Origin of the sequence: Lyngbya sp. CCAP 1446/10 (assembly GCF_026130175.1) — a bacterium.
Classification (GTDB): domain Bacteria; phylum Cyanobacteriota; class Cyanobacteriia; order Cyanobacteriales; family Microcoleaceae; genus Microcoleus.
Genome location: NZ_JAIGNI010000092.1, coordinates 1 through 15,508, shown reverse-complemented (window position 1 = coordinate 15,508; position 15,508 = coordinate 1). Strand labels below are relative to the sequence as shown.

Annotated in this window: 13 protein-coding genes and 1 tRNA gene; 8 read left to right on the top strand and 6 right to left on the bottom strand. The window is 45.4% G+C overall.

The features are described 5' to 3' along the window. Positions 1 to 61: 61 nt before the first annotated feature. Positions 62 to 277 carry a hypothetical protein gene (locus tag K4039_RS25270; RefSeq protein WP_265239265.1) on the bottom strand — a complete coding sequence of 72 codons (216 nt, stop codon included), beginning with the start codon at positions 275 to 277 and terminating at the stop codon, positions 62 to 64. Between the two features lie 57 nt (positions 278 to 334). Beyond that, positions 335 to 1,792: a hypothetical protein gene (locus K4039_RS25265; protein WP_265239264.1), complete on the bottom strand. Its 1,458-nt coding sequence runs from the start codon at positions 1,790 to 1,792 to the stop codon at positions 335 to 337. A gap of 214 nt (positions 1,793 to 2,006) precedes the next feature. On the opposite strand from K4039_RS25265, the gene K4039_RS25260 reads away from it, so the two are divergent. Both K4039_RS25260 and K4039_RS25255 read left to right on the top strand, forming a co-directional pair. Beyond that, a complete protein-coding gene (locus K4039_RS25260) occupies positions 2,007 to 3,395 on the top strand; it encodes an ATP-binding protein (protein ID WP_265239263.1) in 1,389 nt (462 codons plus the stop codon). A gap of 240 nt (positions 3,396 to 3,635) precedes the next feature. Further along, complete coding sequence (locus K4039_RS25255; protein WP_265239262.1) at positions 3,636 to 5,333, top strand: SpoIID/LytB domain-containing protein; 1,698 nt, start codon at positions 3,636 to 3,638, stop codon at positions 5,331 to 5,333. Positions 5,334 to 5,659: 326 nt separating this feature from the next. Here the strand turns inward: K4039_RS25255 and K4039_RS25250 are convergent, their stop codons facing one another. Next, positions 5,660 to 5,959: a ferredoxin gene (locus K4039_RS25250; RefSeq protein WP_265239261.1), complete on the bottom strand. Its 300-nt coding sequence runs from the start codon at positions 5,957 to 5,959 to the stop codon at positions 5,660 to 5,662. A gap of 437 nt (positions 5,960 to 6,396) precedes the next feature. Here K4039_RS25250 and K4039_RS25245 point away from each other — a divergent pair, with 437 nt between their 5' ends. The 6 genes from K4039_RS25245 to fba all read left to right on the top strand — a co-directional run bounded on the left by K4039_RS25245 (position 6,397) and on the right by fba (position 13,497). After that, positions 6,397 to 7,452: a Gfo/Idh/MocA family protein gene (locus K4039_RS25245; RefSeq protein WP_265239260.1), complete on the top strand. Its 1,056-nt coding sequence runs from the start codon at positions 6,397 to 6,399 to the stop codon at positions 7,450 to 7,452. 330 nt (positions 7,453 to 7,782) lie between these two features. Further along, entirely contained in the window at positions 7,783 to 8,610 is an 828-nt protein-coding gene (gene panB / locus K4039_RS25240) for a 3-methyl-2-oxobutanoate hydroxymethyltransferase (RefSeq protein ID WP_265239259.1), read from the top strand. Between the two features lie 400 nt (positions 8,611 to 9,010). Further along, positions 9,011 to 11,089 carry a CapA family protein gene (locus tag K4039_RS25235; protein WP_265239258.1) on the top strand — a complete coding sequence of 693 codons (2,079 nt, stop codon included), beginning with the start codon at positions 9,011 to 9,013 and terminating at the stop codon, positions 11,087 to 11,089. A 103-nt stretch (positions 11,090 to 11,192) separates the two neighbouring features. Further along, the gene (locus K4039_RS25230; RefSeq protein ID WP_265239257.1) at positions 11,193 to 12,092 is read left to right on the top strand and encodes an aldose epimerase; all 900 of its coding nucleotides are present in this window, start codon (positions 11,193 to 11,195) and stop codon (positions 12,090 to 12,092) included. A 67-nt stretch (positions 12,093 to 12,159) separates the two neighbouring features. Continuing rightward, positions 12,160 to 12,231: transfer RNA gene (locus K4039_RS25225), tRNA-Lys, on the top strand. A 186-nt stretch (positions 12,232 to 12,417) separates the two neighbouring features. Beyond that, a complete protein-coding gene (gene fba / locus K4039_RS25220) occupies positions 12,418 to 13,497 on the top strand; it encodes a class II fructose-bisphosphate aldolase (protein ID WP_265239256.1) in 1,080 nt (359 codons plus the stop codon). 105 nt (positions 13,498 to 13,602) lie between these two features. Here fba and K4039_RS25215 read toward each other — a convergent pair whose 3' ends face one another. The 3 genes from K4039_RS25215 to K4039_RS25205 form a co-directional block, all read right to left on the bottom strand. Then, complete coding sequence (locus K4039_RS25215) at positions 13,603 to 14,223, bottom strand: Uma2 family endonuclease (RefSeq protein ID WP_265239255.1); 621 nt, start codon at positions 14,221 to 14,223, stop codon at positions 13,603 to 13,605. A gap of 70 nt (positions 14,224 to 14,293) precedes the next feature. Then, complete coding sequence (locus K4039_RS25210; protein ID WP_265239254.1) at positions 14,294 to 14,539, bottom strand: hypothetical protein; 246 nt, start codon at positions 14,537 to 14,539, stop codon at positions 14,294 to 14,296. A 51-nt stretch (positions 14,540 to 14,590) separates the two neighbouring features. Next, the gene (locus K4039_RS25205; RefSeq protein ID WP_265239253.1) at positions 14,591 to 15,202 is read right to left on the bottom strand and encodes a Uma2 family endonuclease; all 612 of its coding nucleotides are present in this window, start codon (positions 15,200 to 15,202) and stop codon (positions 14,591 to 14,593) included. Between the last annotated feature and the right edge of the window lie 306 nt (positions 15,203 to 15,508).

Here is a 15,508-nt window from a genome sequence, read left to right as displayed (position 1 = left end):
TCAGGAGCGCAATGGAATATTGAGAGCGTTCCCTCTATCCTTTCTCTTCGCTGTGCTTATCTCAACGGTCAACTTTCAATTTGATGTATTTGCCAAAGTGAGATGCACCCGATGAACCGAGTGTAACGATCAGTGACTCCTGAATATGAATCAAGCGCCAAGTGTGTTCGTAGAATGCTTCTGGATTTGCGATTAAACGTCGGCGATAAATATCATAAGCATTGGCTACTGGTGTCCACAAGCGATACTGCACTTGTTTGGTTTTTTTCTTACTCATTAAACAAATCCTCTTCTTTAATTAAATCTAAATTTATATTTTAACAACAAAAAGCCTCTAGCCACTAAGATTGTCTGATGATTCAAGTATTGTTTCTATTTCATCTGAATAACGGTAAGCTTTTTGCCAAAGTTTATTGATAACTGAGTCCGAACCAAAAGAAATAAGTGAGCCTTTTAATTCGGGAAATTCAGATTGTAGAATTGCTTTGAATTGTGAATTTAAAGGTTTATACGCTACTTTTTGTTGAAAGCATTCCTGAGAAATTTCATAATATAACATATTTTTACTTATAAGTTCACTTAAGTATGGGCAAACATTATAATCCTTGGACTTTTCAAACTTCTGAGTTGCGAATTTAGCTGGAGTTATCACACCTGCTAAATCCACATAGCTGACGCCTATGCTTAATCTAGCATTCACTTTTATAAATTCATCCAAGGCGGTATGGGCCAGATTAGTTGTTAATAATTTAGCTTCGGATTGAGCCGCCTCAATCAAAATTCTTTTTTGTTCTTCCTGCCTTAACCTTTCCTGTTCAGCTTCTTCAGCCCTTTGTAAAGCTTCTAGCTGTCGCTTAGCAGCAGCAGCTTTCCCAGTCGGAGTATTTTGATACTTTACATAAGCAATACTTGCTGCAATAGCTAGAATAACTGCCAAGGGGAAATTCACAAAAAGCATGAAAAATGCTATTACACTCAGGGTGACAAATGCAACATTCCATTGATTGTCTGATAATAGTTCTGTTGAGGTTTCATTAAGAATTTGTATTGAGGATTGCTCCTGGCTTGTTTCTGCATACGAATTATTAGCAGAAAGCTGATTTGTAGTATTCACTCCTAGATTATGGGACGATTGACTTGCTCGTGCCACCAACTCAAACTCTCGATTCCAAGCCGGGAAATCCTCACCCACCTGCTGCCCGTAAACCTTCACAGAAGCGATCGCCCCCGCCTTCAAATTCGTCAACTCCCTGCGGACAATCCTAACAGCCGCTTCCTCATCGGGAACCCGATCGCCCTCCAGCATCACCTGCAAACAACCATCTTGTAAACTCGCAGTCGCACTAATCCCCTTATTTTGCAACGGCAGATTTAACAGAGATGCGATCGCCTCCACATCCCCAAGCTTAGCCCGTTCCTTCAAACTAAGCTGATTTGACTCCGTATTTTCACTAGAACTTGCCCGCGCCTCTGTAACATCCGTAACAGGCAACTTTTGCCCCGCCACTTCAAACTCTTGACTCCACGTCGGCACCTTCGCGCCCGTCTGTCGCCCGTAAACCTTCACTTTCTCGATCGATTCAGCCCCCAAACCAGAGATCGACTTACTCACCCACCTGGCTAGGGCTTGCTGACTAGGCGCTTCTGTCGCTTCCAGCATCACCTGCAAACAACCATCTTTAAGGGAAGCTGCGGCGGTGATGCCTTTGGCTTGTAGCTGACGGTTTAGCAGAAGCGCGATCGCCTTTGCATCTCCCTGTTTCGCGAGTTCCAAAATATTCGGTTGTGTCATAACAGGTAAATACAATTAGCAGTTAACATAACATCTGCTGCCTTAAGTATAAATTGTTTCTTAAGTACCAAAACTTGTCAAGCCATATAAAGTCATATTTAGTAGTTTTTTCCCTTCAACTAGGTCATAAAAAGTCACATTTAGTTGGTTGCTACTAAAAAAGTCATATTTAGTTGGGTTACAATTAGGTCAACCCCTTGTATCTGCCTGACTAATGGACGTTGAAGAAGCCTTAAAATTTACTGACAATCTAGCTTTAACTACTACGGGAAAACACTTAGATAGTCTGCAAAAAGCTATACTGCGCGGCGCTTGGAACAATCAAAAATATAAGGAAATTGCACAGGAACACCACCGTTCAGAAAAATATGTTAAAGAAGTGGGATTCAAATTGTGGAAGCTTCTATCAGTTGCATTAGGTGATCAGCAATTATGTAAAGCCAATTTTAGAGCTAAACTGGAAAATTTACAAGCTTCTAATATTGTCTCACTCGTCGGGAATGGCTGCATCCATATTGGCAACATCTCTGCTGAGACTTTGCACTCTCCAGAAGTCTCACAATTTGAACCGCAAGACAAGAATAAATTTAACCAAAAAACAAGCAATTCCGAACCTAAAGTATATTTAGACTTAGGCGACGCACCAGAACCCAACCTATTCTATAACCGCACATCCGAACTCACCACCCTCAAACAGTGGATTCTGGAAAACCGCACCCGCCTCATCACCATATACGGCTTATCCGGTATCGGCAAAACCGCCCTGACTCTCCAACTAATCCCACAAATTCAACACGAATTCGATTATATTATTTACCGCAGCCTCTGCAATTCTCCACCCCTGCAAACACTCCAAACAAACTTAATTCAATTCGTCTCCCAGCAACAAGAAATCGAATTACCCTCACTTATTGAACATTTGCGTTCATCCCGCTGTCTCCTAATCCTCGATGACGTACAAACCATCTTCACCAGCGGACAACTCGCAGGCCACTACCAACCAGGCTATGAAAATTACGGCACATTCTTCAAACAACTAGCAGAATCATCCCACAACAGTTGCTTAATTCTCCTCAGTTGGGAAAAACCCAGAGAAATTGCCGCCCTAGAAGGCGAAAACCGCCCGTGTAAATCGCTGCAACTCAACGGTTTAGGCGCGGAAGCAGGGGAAATATTCAGAGAAAAAAGATTAGCAGAAGAGGAGAAATGGTCACAACTGATTGACCTTTACCGAGGCAATCCCCTATGGTTAAATATAGTTGCAACTATGATTCAAGATTTATTCGGCGGCAGCGTTTCCGAGTTTCTCTCCTATGATACCCTATTTTTAGGTGATTTAGAATGTTTGCTGCATCAAAAGTGCGATCGGCTAACCGAACTAGAAAAACAAGTGATATGCTGGTTAGCTAGTGAAGCCGCACCAGTTGAAATATCAAAAATTTCAGCCAATCTCGAATTATCCCCATCGACATTATTACAAGCTGTGCAATCCTTGGGACGGCGTTTATTAATTGAAAAAGTCAAACAAGGTGAGAAAACACTTTTCACACTCCAGCCTGTATTGATGGAGTATGTAAAAAATCAGTTCCTAAAGTTTGGATAGTTTCAGGGCTTCTCATGGGAGGCTAGAAACCGGGTTTCTACGAAATTTTGCGTTTAGTAATGAGAAATCTACCAAGAAACCCGGTTTCTGAGAGCACAACTATTTTGTAAGGTGCGTCGCTGCGAGATTGTCGCTCTTTTTTAGGGATTTTCTCAGGCGACACACCCTACGACTAGCCCAAGGGTATTGGCTTATCTTTGGCAATTCCGCTTTAGCAGCCGCCAAATGTGCTAACGTACAATGAAAAATCCCCAAATTTCAACTATCGGGAGACAGATAACCGTGTTCGCTCAAGCACCTCCAACTCCCAATTACAAATGGTTTAGCTGCATTTCTAGCACTGTTTTCACCGCATTGTGCCTATTGCCGATTTTCAGCGCTGCGGGAAACGCCCAAACTCCCCAAAATAGACTCATCAAAATTGGCGTGGTGCAGCGGTTTGGTACTAAAGCCACCGACAAACTCACGCTCAAAGCATTACCGGGCGACAGCTTAACATTAAGTTACAAAACTCCTCAAGGCACAGAAACCAAAACTACTCCCAGCATCAAGCTAGAAATTGCCAATAAACCCCTGCAATCGCCATTAGTAGAAGAACGAGTTGTTCTGAGCTCGCACCGCAGTTTTGAAAGCGCAGAAGATAGCGCCAATCAGTGGCGCGCTAAGGGTATTGATGTAGAAATTGCTCAACCTTCGCGCTGGCAAGTTTGGGCCAAAAGAGATATTTACAATTCTCCTATAGTGCGACGCTGGCTGTTGCAAAGTTTGCAAGCTCAAGGTAACAAAACAGCTTTTTTAGATTCCAAAGTTATCAAACAAATACCCCAGGCATTTTGGGTGTTAAATGGCTTTCGTTTCAACCGCAATGAGTTGGATGTGACTGCTGGAAAAAATACGATCGAGGTATTGGAACAAACTACCCTAGAGGCGACAGCTACTGAACCAGAAAAAGCTCTTCAACAAACTCGCCGTTATGGCGGCAGTTTGCACTTGCAAAAAAATTCTTACGGCACTTATACTTTAGTTAATGAGGTGCCGACTGAAACTTATTTGCGGGGTGTTGTTCCTCACGAAATTGGGGCTTTTTCGCCTTACGCTTCGATTGTCGCTCAAACTATTTTAGCGAGAACCTACGCCCTGAGAAATTTGCGCCGGTTTGCTGTGGATAATTATGAGTTGTGCGCTGATGTTAACTGTCAGGTTTATAAGGGTTTGACGGAGGTTTTCCCACAGAGCGATAAGGCGATCGCCCAAACAGCAGGTTTAGTCCTAACTTACGAAAATCAGCTAGTAGACGCGCTCTATTCAGCGTCTAGCGGCGGCGTGACAGCGACTTTTGGCGATGTGTGGCACGGCCCAGAACGTCCATATTTGCGATCGATCATCGATTCCCCCAACAAAGTCTGGGATTTGTCAAAACAGAGCTTGTCTGACGAAACCAACTTCCGTCGCTTCATGACTCTGAAAGCAGGGTTTAATGAAGAAAAAGAAGAAACCTTCCGCTGGCGTGAACAAGTTTCACTGACATCGATTGGTGGATTTTTGCGCCAATATCTTCAGAAGAAAAAGCACCCGCTAGCTAATTTTAAAACTCTCACAAAAGTTGAAGTGGTGGAAAGGTCAGCCGCTGGTCGAGTTTTGCAAATGAAGGTACAAACTGATTTGGGCCCCATCGATATCGATAAAGATGAGATTCGCAATGCTTTTTACCCGCCGATTAGCACGCTTTTTTACCTAGAACCGATTTACAATGCTGATAAAACTCTGAACGGTTATGCTTTTGTCGGAGGCGGTTTCGGACACGGCGTGGGAATGAGTCAAACCGGTTCTTACAATTTAGCTAATTTGGGCTGGAATGGCGATCGAATTCTCGGCTTTTATTTTCCCGGCGCTCAAGTTGTGCCCCTCAACGATTCCATTACATTTTGGCGCGAATAGCATCAGATTCGCCATAAGATTCGGCGGTTGAAACCGCGTCTATACAAACAAAACCCGGATGGTGCGAGGGTTGAAGAGTGGCCGATAAAAATTACGTTATCTTCTTTCTTGAGTCCGCGGAGGCGGACATCGTTTGCGTATATGCGGTTTCTAACCGCCGTCTGCTGCTGCGGAGATTTTTTGTATAGACGCGGTTTCTAACCGCCGTCTTTCTCTCTATCGCAGTCTTTCAACGCAAAAACCCAGTTTTTTAATGTAATTGAGCTATTTCAGCTTAATTACATTAAGAAACCGGGTTAATTAGCTCGACTGACGAGAATCCTTCCTTAGTAGAGGGCTTCTTCTTGGTGAGTTTCGATCGTACAATCAGACTTAGGATAAGCGACGCAGGTCAGAACAAATCCGGCTTCGATTTGGTCGTCATCTAAGAAAGATTGGTCAGATTGGTCAACTTCGCCCTTGGTGATTTTGCCGGCGCAGGTGGAGCAAGCTCCAGCGCGGCAAGAGTAAGGTAGGTCGAGTCCTGCTTCTTCGGCAGCATCAAGAATGTAAGTATCGTCATCAACCTCAATGGTCTGGTTGATTCCCTCGGCTTCGCTGATGAGGGTAACTTTGTAAGTTGCCATGCACTAAATCCTCTCAAAAATTCAACAATATTGATAAGTTTTCCTAATGCAAACTTCAATGCTCTATCAGCTTTGAGGTTAGCTCTTAGGTTTGTTCCCTCTATGATAGTAGGGGAAAGAAGTCAGCTTGCAACACTTATTTACAAAAAAATGAATGGGATTAGTTATAACTTTTTCTGATTTCATCTTGATTACTTATACCTATCTTGGACTCAGCGGTGTAATACTGTTCGCGCAAGACTTACGCAAAATAACCGGGTTTCGCGGAAAATCCTGTTTTGAGCCGTACAGCCCAAAAACTAGGGTTATTGGTATGCGTTGTATCGATCGACTTTCAGCCCAACTTGCTTAAATTTGTCCCCGCAGCATAAAATTTGGGCGATGGCATCCTAAACCCCATTACCGCCACTCTGTAACTATCTAAAACCTAAAATCCTATGACTCAAATTAATACTGGCATTGGTTTTGCAGTAAATTCTCCAATTCGCGTGGGGATTGTGGGTACTGGTTTTGCAGCTAAGTTGAGGGCCGAGATGCTGGTAGCTGACGTGCGATCGAACTTAGTCGCAGTCGCGGGCAACAACCCGCAGAAAACCGCAGCATTTTGTCAAGCATTCGGCGCGGAAGCTGAGGTTTCTTGGCGCAAGCTGGTGGAAAGAGACGACTTAGATTTGGTAATTGTCTGCACGGTAAACCGCGATCACGGGGCGATTACCCTGGCGGCGCTGGAAAATGACAAGCACGTTGTAGTCGAATATCCTCTATCTTTAGATGTATCTGAGGCCGAAAGGGCGATCGAACTTGCCGCCCAAAAACAAAAACTCCTCCACATCGAACATATCGAACTTTTAGGCGGTTTGCACTCCTCAATCAAAGAATCCTTACCATTAATCGGTAAAGTTTTTTATGCCCGCTACGTTACTATCGCTCCTCAGCGTAACGCGCCGCAGCGCTGGACTTTTCAGCATTCCCTATTTGGGTTTCCCTTAATTGGGGCAATTTCTCGACTGCACCGATTCACTGATTTGTTCGGCGAAGTCACAACCGTTAACTGTCAAACTCAATTTTGGGACACTAAGCCGGATTTCTACAAAGCTTGTTTGTGTAATGCACAGTTGCGCTTTGTCAATGGCGCTGTCGCTGAAGCTGTTTATGGCAAAGGAGAGACTTTTTGGCATTCAGAAAACATTTTTACCATCTACGGAGAAGCCGGAACCATGATTTTCACTCCCGAATCCGGTCAATTAATTCAGGGAGAAAATCGGCAGAATATCCCAGTAGGAACGCGGCGCGGTTTGTTTGCTAAGGATATGGATATGGTGTTAGACTGTTTATTAAACGGTACGCCTTTGTACGTCGAAAATACCAGTAGTTTGTACGCTTTGAAGGTGGCGGATGCTGCGAGGCGATCGAGCGAGACTAGGCAAAAAATGGCGATCGACAATTCATATAGCAGTTCGAGCGAAAAATCAGTTCATTCAGTTAACAGTTAACAGTTGACAGTTGACAGTTGACAAAAGAAGGAAGAGGATTGAAGCAATTAATCGTCTGATTTTAATTTTTCCCGATCAGGGAGACGCTTTAAACCAATTGTTTTTGGTCATCAGAAACAAGCTTAAAACTTGTGGTTAAAAACTTTTCCTCTCCATTAGTCATTAGCAATTGCCAGACATATAGCGGTTCTCAAAAAAGTGAGGATAGCCCAATGCCGAATGCCCAATGCCGAATGCCCAATGCCCAATGCCCAATGCCGGAAGCGTACCTGATCTTTCTGAAAAAGGCTATACCTCATCTATCTAAAAAGGCTATATTTTTGTAATAAAATGGCAGTAACTACTCATCAACTGATTCAGTGGAAACAACAAGGGCGTCGAATTGTGGCGCTGACGGGTTATGATTATGCGATCGCCCAACTCATCGACCAAGCAGGCACTGACATCATCCTCGTCGGCGATTCCCTCGCCATGACAGTCTTGGGCTACGAGACAACACTCCCCCTAACCCTCGATGAAATGCTGCACCACGCTAAAGCAGTGCGTCGCGCAGTCAAGCAAGCATTAGTTGTTGTCGATTTGCCGTTTTTGACTTACCAAGAAAGTCCCCAGCAAGCCATGCACTCGGCGGGAAGAGTTTTGAAAGAAACTGGCGCTCAAGCTGTAAAATTGGAGGGCGGATATCCAGCAATGGCGGCTACGGTTTCGCAGTTAACATCCGCTGGGATTCCGGTGATGGGACACGTTGGTTTAACTCCCCAGTCGGTACACCAACTTGGCTACAAAAAACAGGGCAAAACAGCGGAATCTGCCGATCGCATCCTAGCAGAGTCGATCGCACTTCAAGAAGCCGGCGCTTTTGCGATCGTCCTAGAACACATTCCCCCAGACTTAGCTGCTCAAATTACCCAAAAATTAACTATTCCCACCATTGGTATCGGCGCCGGGCCGGACTGCGACGGACAAGTTTTGGTTACTTCCGATTTGTTGGGACTTTCCGAAAAACAACCGCCTTTTGCCAAATCTTACGTCAATTTGCGAGCAACAATTACCCAAGCTGTCCAAGATTATTCCCTAGAAGTTAGAGAAAGCAAATTTCCCAAATCATCAACGATAAATCGAACCGACTCGCCAAGCAGCAAACCGAATGCTACTTAGCGTGTTGTTGACACACCTTCTAGGGATCTCGTCCTAGCAGCATCTGTTTTGCCGATCGCGATCGTCGCCAATTACCGCTAAAATCAGAAAATCTCAATTTCATTTAAACCTTCCGTTGGTAGTCTGCTGACTCAAGCCGCTAGGAAACTCTCAAGTTTTGACCTTAGTTTGAGCGCTAGCCCACAGCCTCTTGACTCAAATCAAAAATCAAAAATCAAAAATCTAGATACCAAAATGTGATAAAAATCATTGACAGCAGGCATCACCTAAGTGTAGAAAATGGTGGCGACCAACAACTAGCTTCAAAACGGGCAGCGAAGTGGCGGTTAAGCTAAAAGAATTGTAGTTCCGTTCAAAACAAATTGAAGTCATCGCTCGAACCTGTTAAGGAGGCTAATTGATGGTATATGCAGAAAATTGGTCGCAGCCGTCTATCTTGGAGCTAGCGCGATCGGGCAACTTTCAAGCCCTGAATTATTGGATTGACAGCTTGCTGAGACCCGAAGGGATTTATGCCCGCGTCGAACAGGCTCAGGCTGGATGTGTGCAAATTTTGGTAGAATTCCAGCGTGAATTTGTGTCCGACCATACATTACTGGGGAGCACTCTCCGCGAAGGCTTAGTTAAATTTATTTGTCACCAACTCTGGAGACTAAACTCGCCAGCAGTAGAAGGGGTGCGAATTCACGCGCGCTTGGCTGGGGAACCAGAGATTCTCTGGAAACAGTCAGTCCGAATTGTGACTCCCGCAAACCGCCGACAGCGACGTGACCGTTCCCTATTGGTCGTCGATTGGGTTAAATTTAAAACATATCGTTCTCTGCTGCTAGTGGGATCGGCACTGGCATCATTTATTTTAGGGTGTTGGGTGAGCTACCACGAGGCTGTAGCCCTGCGGCTAATATCCCCAGTCTCTGCTTACCAGCAAGCTGCGGTAATGTCGGGCCCACCTCCCAAACGTCCCGATGCGGTGCAAGCGGCCTTAGAATTAGTACCTGTAGTCCAACAAAAGCAGGTTGCTAATCCCTACGACCCCACCGTCACGCTGATGTTCGGAGGAAATGTGAATCTATCGGATGCGATCGCAGCATCTGCTGGTAACGATTATGATTGGGCTTTCGCCAATATGGACGAGTACCGGCAAGCAGATGTATCGATGGTTAATCTAGAAAACCCCCTGACTAGCTCTACCTTGGGCTCTGGCAAAAAACAATTAAATTTTAAAGCCGATCCAGAATCGGTGAAAGTATTAACAGCAGGAGGAGTGGATATTGTCAATCTGGCAAATAGCCACGCTATGGATTACGAGGAACCGGGGCTGGTGGAGACTCTAAATACTCTAAATAATGCTGGTATAGGGCATCTGGGAGCCGGTAGAGATCTTAAAGAAGCGAGGCGTCCAGATATTATTGAGGTTAAGGGTCAGCGGATTGCGTACCTAGGTTATTACGATTCCGACTTTAACTCCGCCGACCAAGGAAAAGCGGGTATTAACGCCCGTCGGAACAATCGCGTGGCGGAGGATATTCGAGCTCTCAGGGGTCAGGTAGACTGGATTGTGGTTAATTACCACTGGGGAGTTGAATTGGCAGATTATCCGGGGGACTGGCAGATAGATTTGGCTCGGTTCACGATCGACCAAGGTGCAGATTTGGTAGTGGGACACCACCCTCATGTCCTGCAAGGTGCCGAAGTTTACAAGGGCCGCCCGATTGTTTACTCATTAGGTAATTTTATATTCGGGGGGAATGCTCGCAGCGATTACGATACCGCAGTCCTCAAAGTATCGCTCAAAGACAGGAATATGAAAGTAGAATTTTTGCCTGTGGAGGTGAAAAAGTTTCAGCCGAAGGTGGTGAATGGAGCAGCGGGCGATCGCATTCTCAAACACGTCGAGCAAATTTCTAGTATTTTCGATCGACCGATGCGCTCTTCTGTAGTTCTCGATGCCCCAATCAACCCAGGATTGACACCAAAAACTCCAAATTCGACCTTACCAGGAGTAGCAAAAAGCGATACACAGCCCGCGCTTAATTCCCCACTTCCCCTGACTGGAGAAACCAATCTGCCAGCCCCAGGACAACCGAAACCTACTCTGATTTTGCCCGCTGTACCTGCGGCCCCCAAACAGCCGGACAACTCCTCATTTTTCCAAAACGGGACTGGGCCTGCAATTGAGTCAAGCCCGCCTCCGAGTCAAAATTTGCCGCCGCGCATCTACCGCAATAAACCGGAAAATCCCAGCCGGGAACCAGCTCCGTTTAGCAAAGAACCATTCATCAAAGAACCATTTATTTCGCCCCCATCTTCCACTTCGGGAGGGGTACTCAGTCCCCAAAGCTATCTTCCCCCGACTCCGGATCTATCTTTCAAAGTCGCACTCAAACAGCAGCCGACAAACAGGATCATTCCGGGAAAAAGCAGCGATCGCTCGAAGCCGCGGATCGCCCTGCCTCCTATAGCTGCGAACGTGGGTTAGCCCGTGGGAGTCCGAGGGAGGATACACGCGGAGCAAAGGGGTGGTAATGGGCGAAAATCAACTACTAGCGACCAATTATTAACGACCGATTTACCAACAACCAATGATCGACGACCTACTACCAATGACAAATGTGTTTGCGATCGCGCTAAAGCAAAAGCAGTACAAAACCTATATCCTCTCCGACGAAACCGCTAACTCTACCCTAGAAGTTGTGCCGGAACGGGGCGGTATTGCCACTAGCTGGCTGGTTGAAGGCAAAGAAATGTTCTACTTGGACGCGGAACGGTTCGCCAATCCCGATCTAACTGTACGCGGCGGGATTCCCATCTTGTTTCCCATCTGCGGCAATCTCCCCGATAACACTTACACCCACAAGGGAGTGGAGTTTCATCTCACACAGCACGGCTTTGCTCGCAACTTGCCTTGGAAGGTGACGGAACAATTTACGCAGGGTTGCGCGGCTCTTACTCTGGTGCTCAACAGCAGCGAGAAGACCCAGACTGTTTATCCCTTTGATTTCCAATTAGCTTTTACTTATCAAATTAAAGGCAATTCTTTGGAAATTGTGCAGGAATACACCAATCTTGGTGACGAACCCATGCCCTTTGCTAGCGGCTTGCATCCTTACTTTTTAGCTCCCGACAAGACAAATCTGCGCTTTGAGATTCCAGGGATGCAGTACAGAGATCAGAATACCCACGAAAAGGGCTATTTCACAGGGGTTTTTGACCCGACTCTGGATGAAATTGATGTTTCCTTTGACGAACTGACCGGTCTTGCTGCTACTGTCACTGACGCGGCGCGGGGCTTGCGGCTCACCGTCAGTTACAACTCCAGCTATGGGAAGTTGGTTTTCTGGACAGTGAAGGGCAAGGATTTTTACTGTGTGGAACCTTGGACGGCTCCTGGAAATGCCATCAATACTGGCGAACACTTGATTTATTTGCAGCCGGGAGCGACTTGCCAGATGCTGGTTCGCATGACGGCAACTTTTTTTTGAAAAAGACTTGCTATTTAAATAGACGGGTGCTACTATTAGAACTTGTGTGCGGTAACAGTGTTTTCGCGGGTCGCTAGCTCAGCGGTAGAGCATTCGGCTTTTAACCGATTGGTCTCGGGTTCAAATCCCGGGCGACCCATAAAAAAAACAATAGTTTTGAGTTCTGAGTTGAATGCTCAGAGCTCAAAATTTTGTTTTTTGAACTTTTAAGTAAATCTGGAAACATAATGCGCGATCGGCAACAAATTGTCTTAAGATTATCGTAAGAATTGAAATTGTCCAAAATCCACTGTCCAGAAACCACAAATAATTAGGAGGAATATCTATGGCGCTTGTACCTATGCGACTGCTGCTCGACCACGCGGCTGAAAATGGTTACGGCCTACCGGCTTACAACGTCAACAACATGGAGCAAATCCAAGCGATCATGCGCGCTGCTGACGAAACCAACAGCCCCGTGATTTTGCAAGCTTCTCGCGGCGCTCGCTCCTACGCTGGAGAAAATTTCCTGCGCCACTTGATTTTGGCAGCAGTTGAAACCTATCCTCACATTCCCATTTGTATGCACCAAGACCACGGCAATGCCCCCGGCACTTGCTATTCTGCCATGCGCCAAGGTTTCACCAGCGTGATGATGGACGGTTCTTTGGAAGCAGATGCTAAGACTCCCGCCAGCTACGAGTACAACGTTGAAGTTACTCGCGAAGTTGTGAAGGTTGCTCATTCGATCGGCGTTAGCGTTGAAGGCGAACTGGGTTGCTTGGGTTCTCTGGAAACAGGAATGGGCGAAGCAGAAGACGGCCACGGCTTTGAAGGTGCTTTGTCTCACGATCAATTGCTGACAGATCCTGAAGAAGCTGTTAATTTCGTTGAGCAAACCGGTGTTGATGCTCTCGCAGTGGCGATCGGCACTTCCCACGGCGCTTACAAATTCACCCGCAAGCCAACTGGCGAAATTTTGGCAATCAGCCGCATCGAAGAAATTCACCGCCGCTTGCCGAATACTCACTTGGTAATGCACGGTTCATCTTCTGTGCCCCAAGAATTGCTGGAAATCATCAACAGCAACGGTGGCAAAATCCGCGAAACCTACGGCGTACCTGTGGAAGAAATCCAAAAGGGTATCAAGTGCGGCGTGCGTAAGATCAACATTGATACTGACAACCGTTTGGCGATTACCGCTGCGGTGCGCGAAGCTTTGTTTGCTAAGCCCGAAGAATTCGATCCGCGCCACTTCCTGAAGCCGTCGATCAAGTATATGCAGAAGGTTTGTAGCGATCGCTATAACTCTTTCGGTTGCGCCGGTAACGGTACAAAGATCAAGCAAGTGTCTTTGGACGATTTTGCAGCTAAGTATGCTAAGGGCGAATTGAGCTCTTCTACTAAGAAGACTGTAGCTGTTTAAGAATTTTAGGTTTGAGATTTTAGATTTGTCTGAAGTCTCAAGTTTGGATAGCCGGGTAGCTTTAAAGTTGCCCGGTTTTTGTGTGTGGAGAGTTCGATCGCCCTTTCATGAAAAATCAAGCTTTTGAAATAACTCGGCAACCGCCAGAGTAAAGTCAGGGACGATATCTTCGCCATCGAGGGAGTCCGTAGACTTGAGCAGCCGATCGGGTGACTGAGCCGATCGATACACCAAAACATACTGTTCTTTAGGATGAATCACCCAAACCAAACGCGCTCCATTCTCAAAATATTCTACAAGTTTATTGTGAATTTCTTCCACTGTATTGCTAGGAGAGAGGATTTCTACAGCCAGATCCGGCGCACCTTCTAGGAAGCCATCGGGGAGATCATCTAGCCCTTGCAGGCGTTCTTTTGCCATGAAAGAAACATCGGGCGATCGCTTATTTCCTGATTTCATCTTAAAAGCAGTGCTGGAATCGAACATCGCGCCTAGCTTTTGAATGTGGACATAACCACCGAGCAAAATCATCAAAATACTGCAAACATAACCGTGTTTTGCACCAGAGTTTCCCATATCAATTAGTTCTCCATTTACAATTTCGTAGCGGTGTCCATCTCGGTTGAGTGCCATGAATTCGGCATCAGTCCAAATTTTTTGTTCCGGTGGAGTTTCAACTTGATTTTCAGTTAGGTTTTCCGTGGGCTTTTGAACTAGAGTAGCCATAGCTTTCTCCTAAACTTATATTTCTAGTTAAACAGAGTGTCGAAAAATGGCGAAAGTTCACCGATATTTTTTATTCCGTCTGCTGCACCGCAGTATTGGACTGCTGACACTGTGCAATCTCGATTAACATCCTCAATGCCTCATTTACTGCTGCATCATTCGGAAAAGCTTGGGCAATATCGGGGTCTAAAAGCACTAAGTTTGTCCCTGCACGATATCGTTCAACATACTTGCCTCTAACACCTGCTTTCATCTGAGCAAAGTCATACTCAGCAAGTAATTCGTCTTCCATTTCGTTCTCTTTATCCTTCTTCATAAAACCTCTGCTGTTAACCTCTAAGAGATGAGAAAGCTAGATAAATCGCCCTTAAAGACTAATCCGGCGGTAGACTTCAGCCATCGGCAGTTCTATATTTAAGCTGTGTAGGACGATCGCCCTTTCCACCCGATCGTACACTTGCCATTGCCAGCGATCGCTATTTGGGCGATCGCAATTATAATATTGCTCAATATATGGTTCAGTTTGACTAACCAGCAGATATTCACAAAAACTAGCCAGAGAGCGATATTTTCGGAACTTTTCACCTCGATCATAGGCTTCAGTAGACGGCGAAAGAACCTCGACAATCAGCAAAGGATTGAGAATTTCATCCGTGCGATCGCCATTGAGCTCCGGTTCGCCATTGACGATCATCAAATCAGGGTAGGTTCCGCAGTGATATTCAGGAATCCAAACCCGCAAATCGCTGTTATACAAGCGAAAATCGGTGTCTCTTAACAAAAATCCCAAGTAAATTAACAAGTTACAGGCGATCGCGCTGTGGACTTCTGAACCTCCTGACATAGCAATAATCTCTCCGTTACAGTATTCGTGACGTTCTTCGGCCGTTTCCTCGATCGCCCGGTATTCATCTGGAGTGAAGCGAGTCTTTGTTGCATCTGAAGCAAGGTTTGGCGGGTTGGTTGAAGCAATGACCACGATCGCACCTCCTAAATAATTAGTCCTGAAATAATTATGACCTAAAGCTAGATAATTTTCCTAACCCAGAGGCATTTTTCTGGATTCCATTCAAATTATGGGGTAGTGCTCTGAAGGAAAGGATCAAGATGATAAAACAAAACCAAATTCAAAGAAAAGTAAGCATCTAGAGTTGTAAACCAGGGGGAACGCATCTTATTGAACACTGTTCATCAGTGATGAGTATATTTTAAGATAAATTCACCATTGTTAGAAGCTACAAACACACTTTGTAATGACTTTTAAGAGAAAAGAGGAACTAATTAA

Bases quoted from the DNA above. Each gene is read 5' to 3' on its own strand.
- K4039_RS25270 (WP_265239265.1), bottom strand. From the start codon at position 277: ATGAGTAAGAAAAAAACCAAACAAGTGCAGTATCGCTTGTGGACACCA.
- K4039_RS25265 (WP_265239264.1), bottom strand. From the start codon at position 1,792: ATGACACAACCGAATATTTTGGAACTCGCGAAACAGGGAGATGCAAAG.
- K4039_RS25260 (WP_265239263.1), top strand. From the start codon at position 2,007: ATGGACGTTGAAGAAGCCTTAAAATTTACTGACAATCTAGCTTTAACT.
- K4039_RS25255 (WP_265239262.1), top strand. From the start codon at position 3,636: ATGAAAAATCCCCAAATTTCAACTATCGGGAGACAGATAACCGTGTTC.
- K4039_RS25250 (WP_265239261.1), bottom strand. From the start codon at position 5,959: ATGGCAACTTACAAAGTTACCCTCATCAGCGAAGCCGAGGGAATCAAC.
- K4039_RS25245 (WP_265239260.1), top strand. From the start codon at position 6,397: ATGACTCAAATTAATACTGGCATTGGTTTTGCAGTAAATTCTCCAATT.
- panB (WP_265239259.1), top strand. From the start codon at position 7,783: ATGGCAGTAACTACTCATCAACTGATTCAGTGGAAACAACAAGGGCGT.
- K4039_RS25235 (WP_265239258.1), top strand. From the start codon at position 9,011: ATGGTATATGCAGAAAATTGGTCGCAGCCGTCTATCTTGGAGCTAGCG.
- K4039_RS25230 (WP_265239257.1), top strand. From the start codon at position 11,193: ATGATCGACGACCTACTACCAATGACAAATGTGTTTGCGATCGCGCTA.
- fba (WP_265239256.1), top strand. From the start codon at position 12,418: ATGGCGCTTGTACCTATGCGACTGCTGCTCGACCACGCGGCTGAAAAT.
- K4039_RS25215 (WP_265239255.1), bottom strand. From the start codon at position 14,223: ATGGCTACTCTAGTTCAAAAGCCCACGGAAAACCTAACTGAAAATCAA.
- K4039_RS25210 (WP_265239254.1), bottom strand. From the start codon at position 14,539: ATGAAGAAGGATAAAGAGAACGAAATGGAAGACGAATTACTTGCTGAG.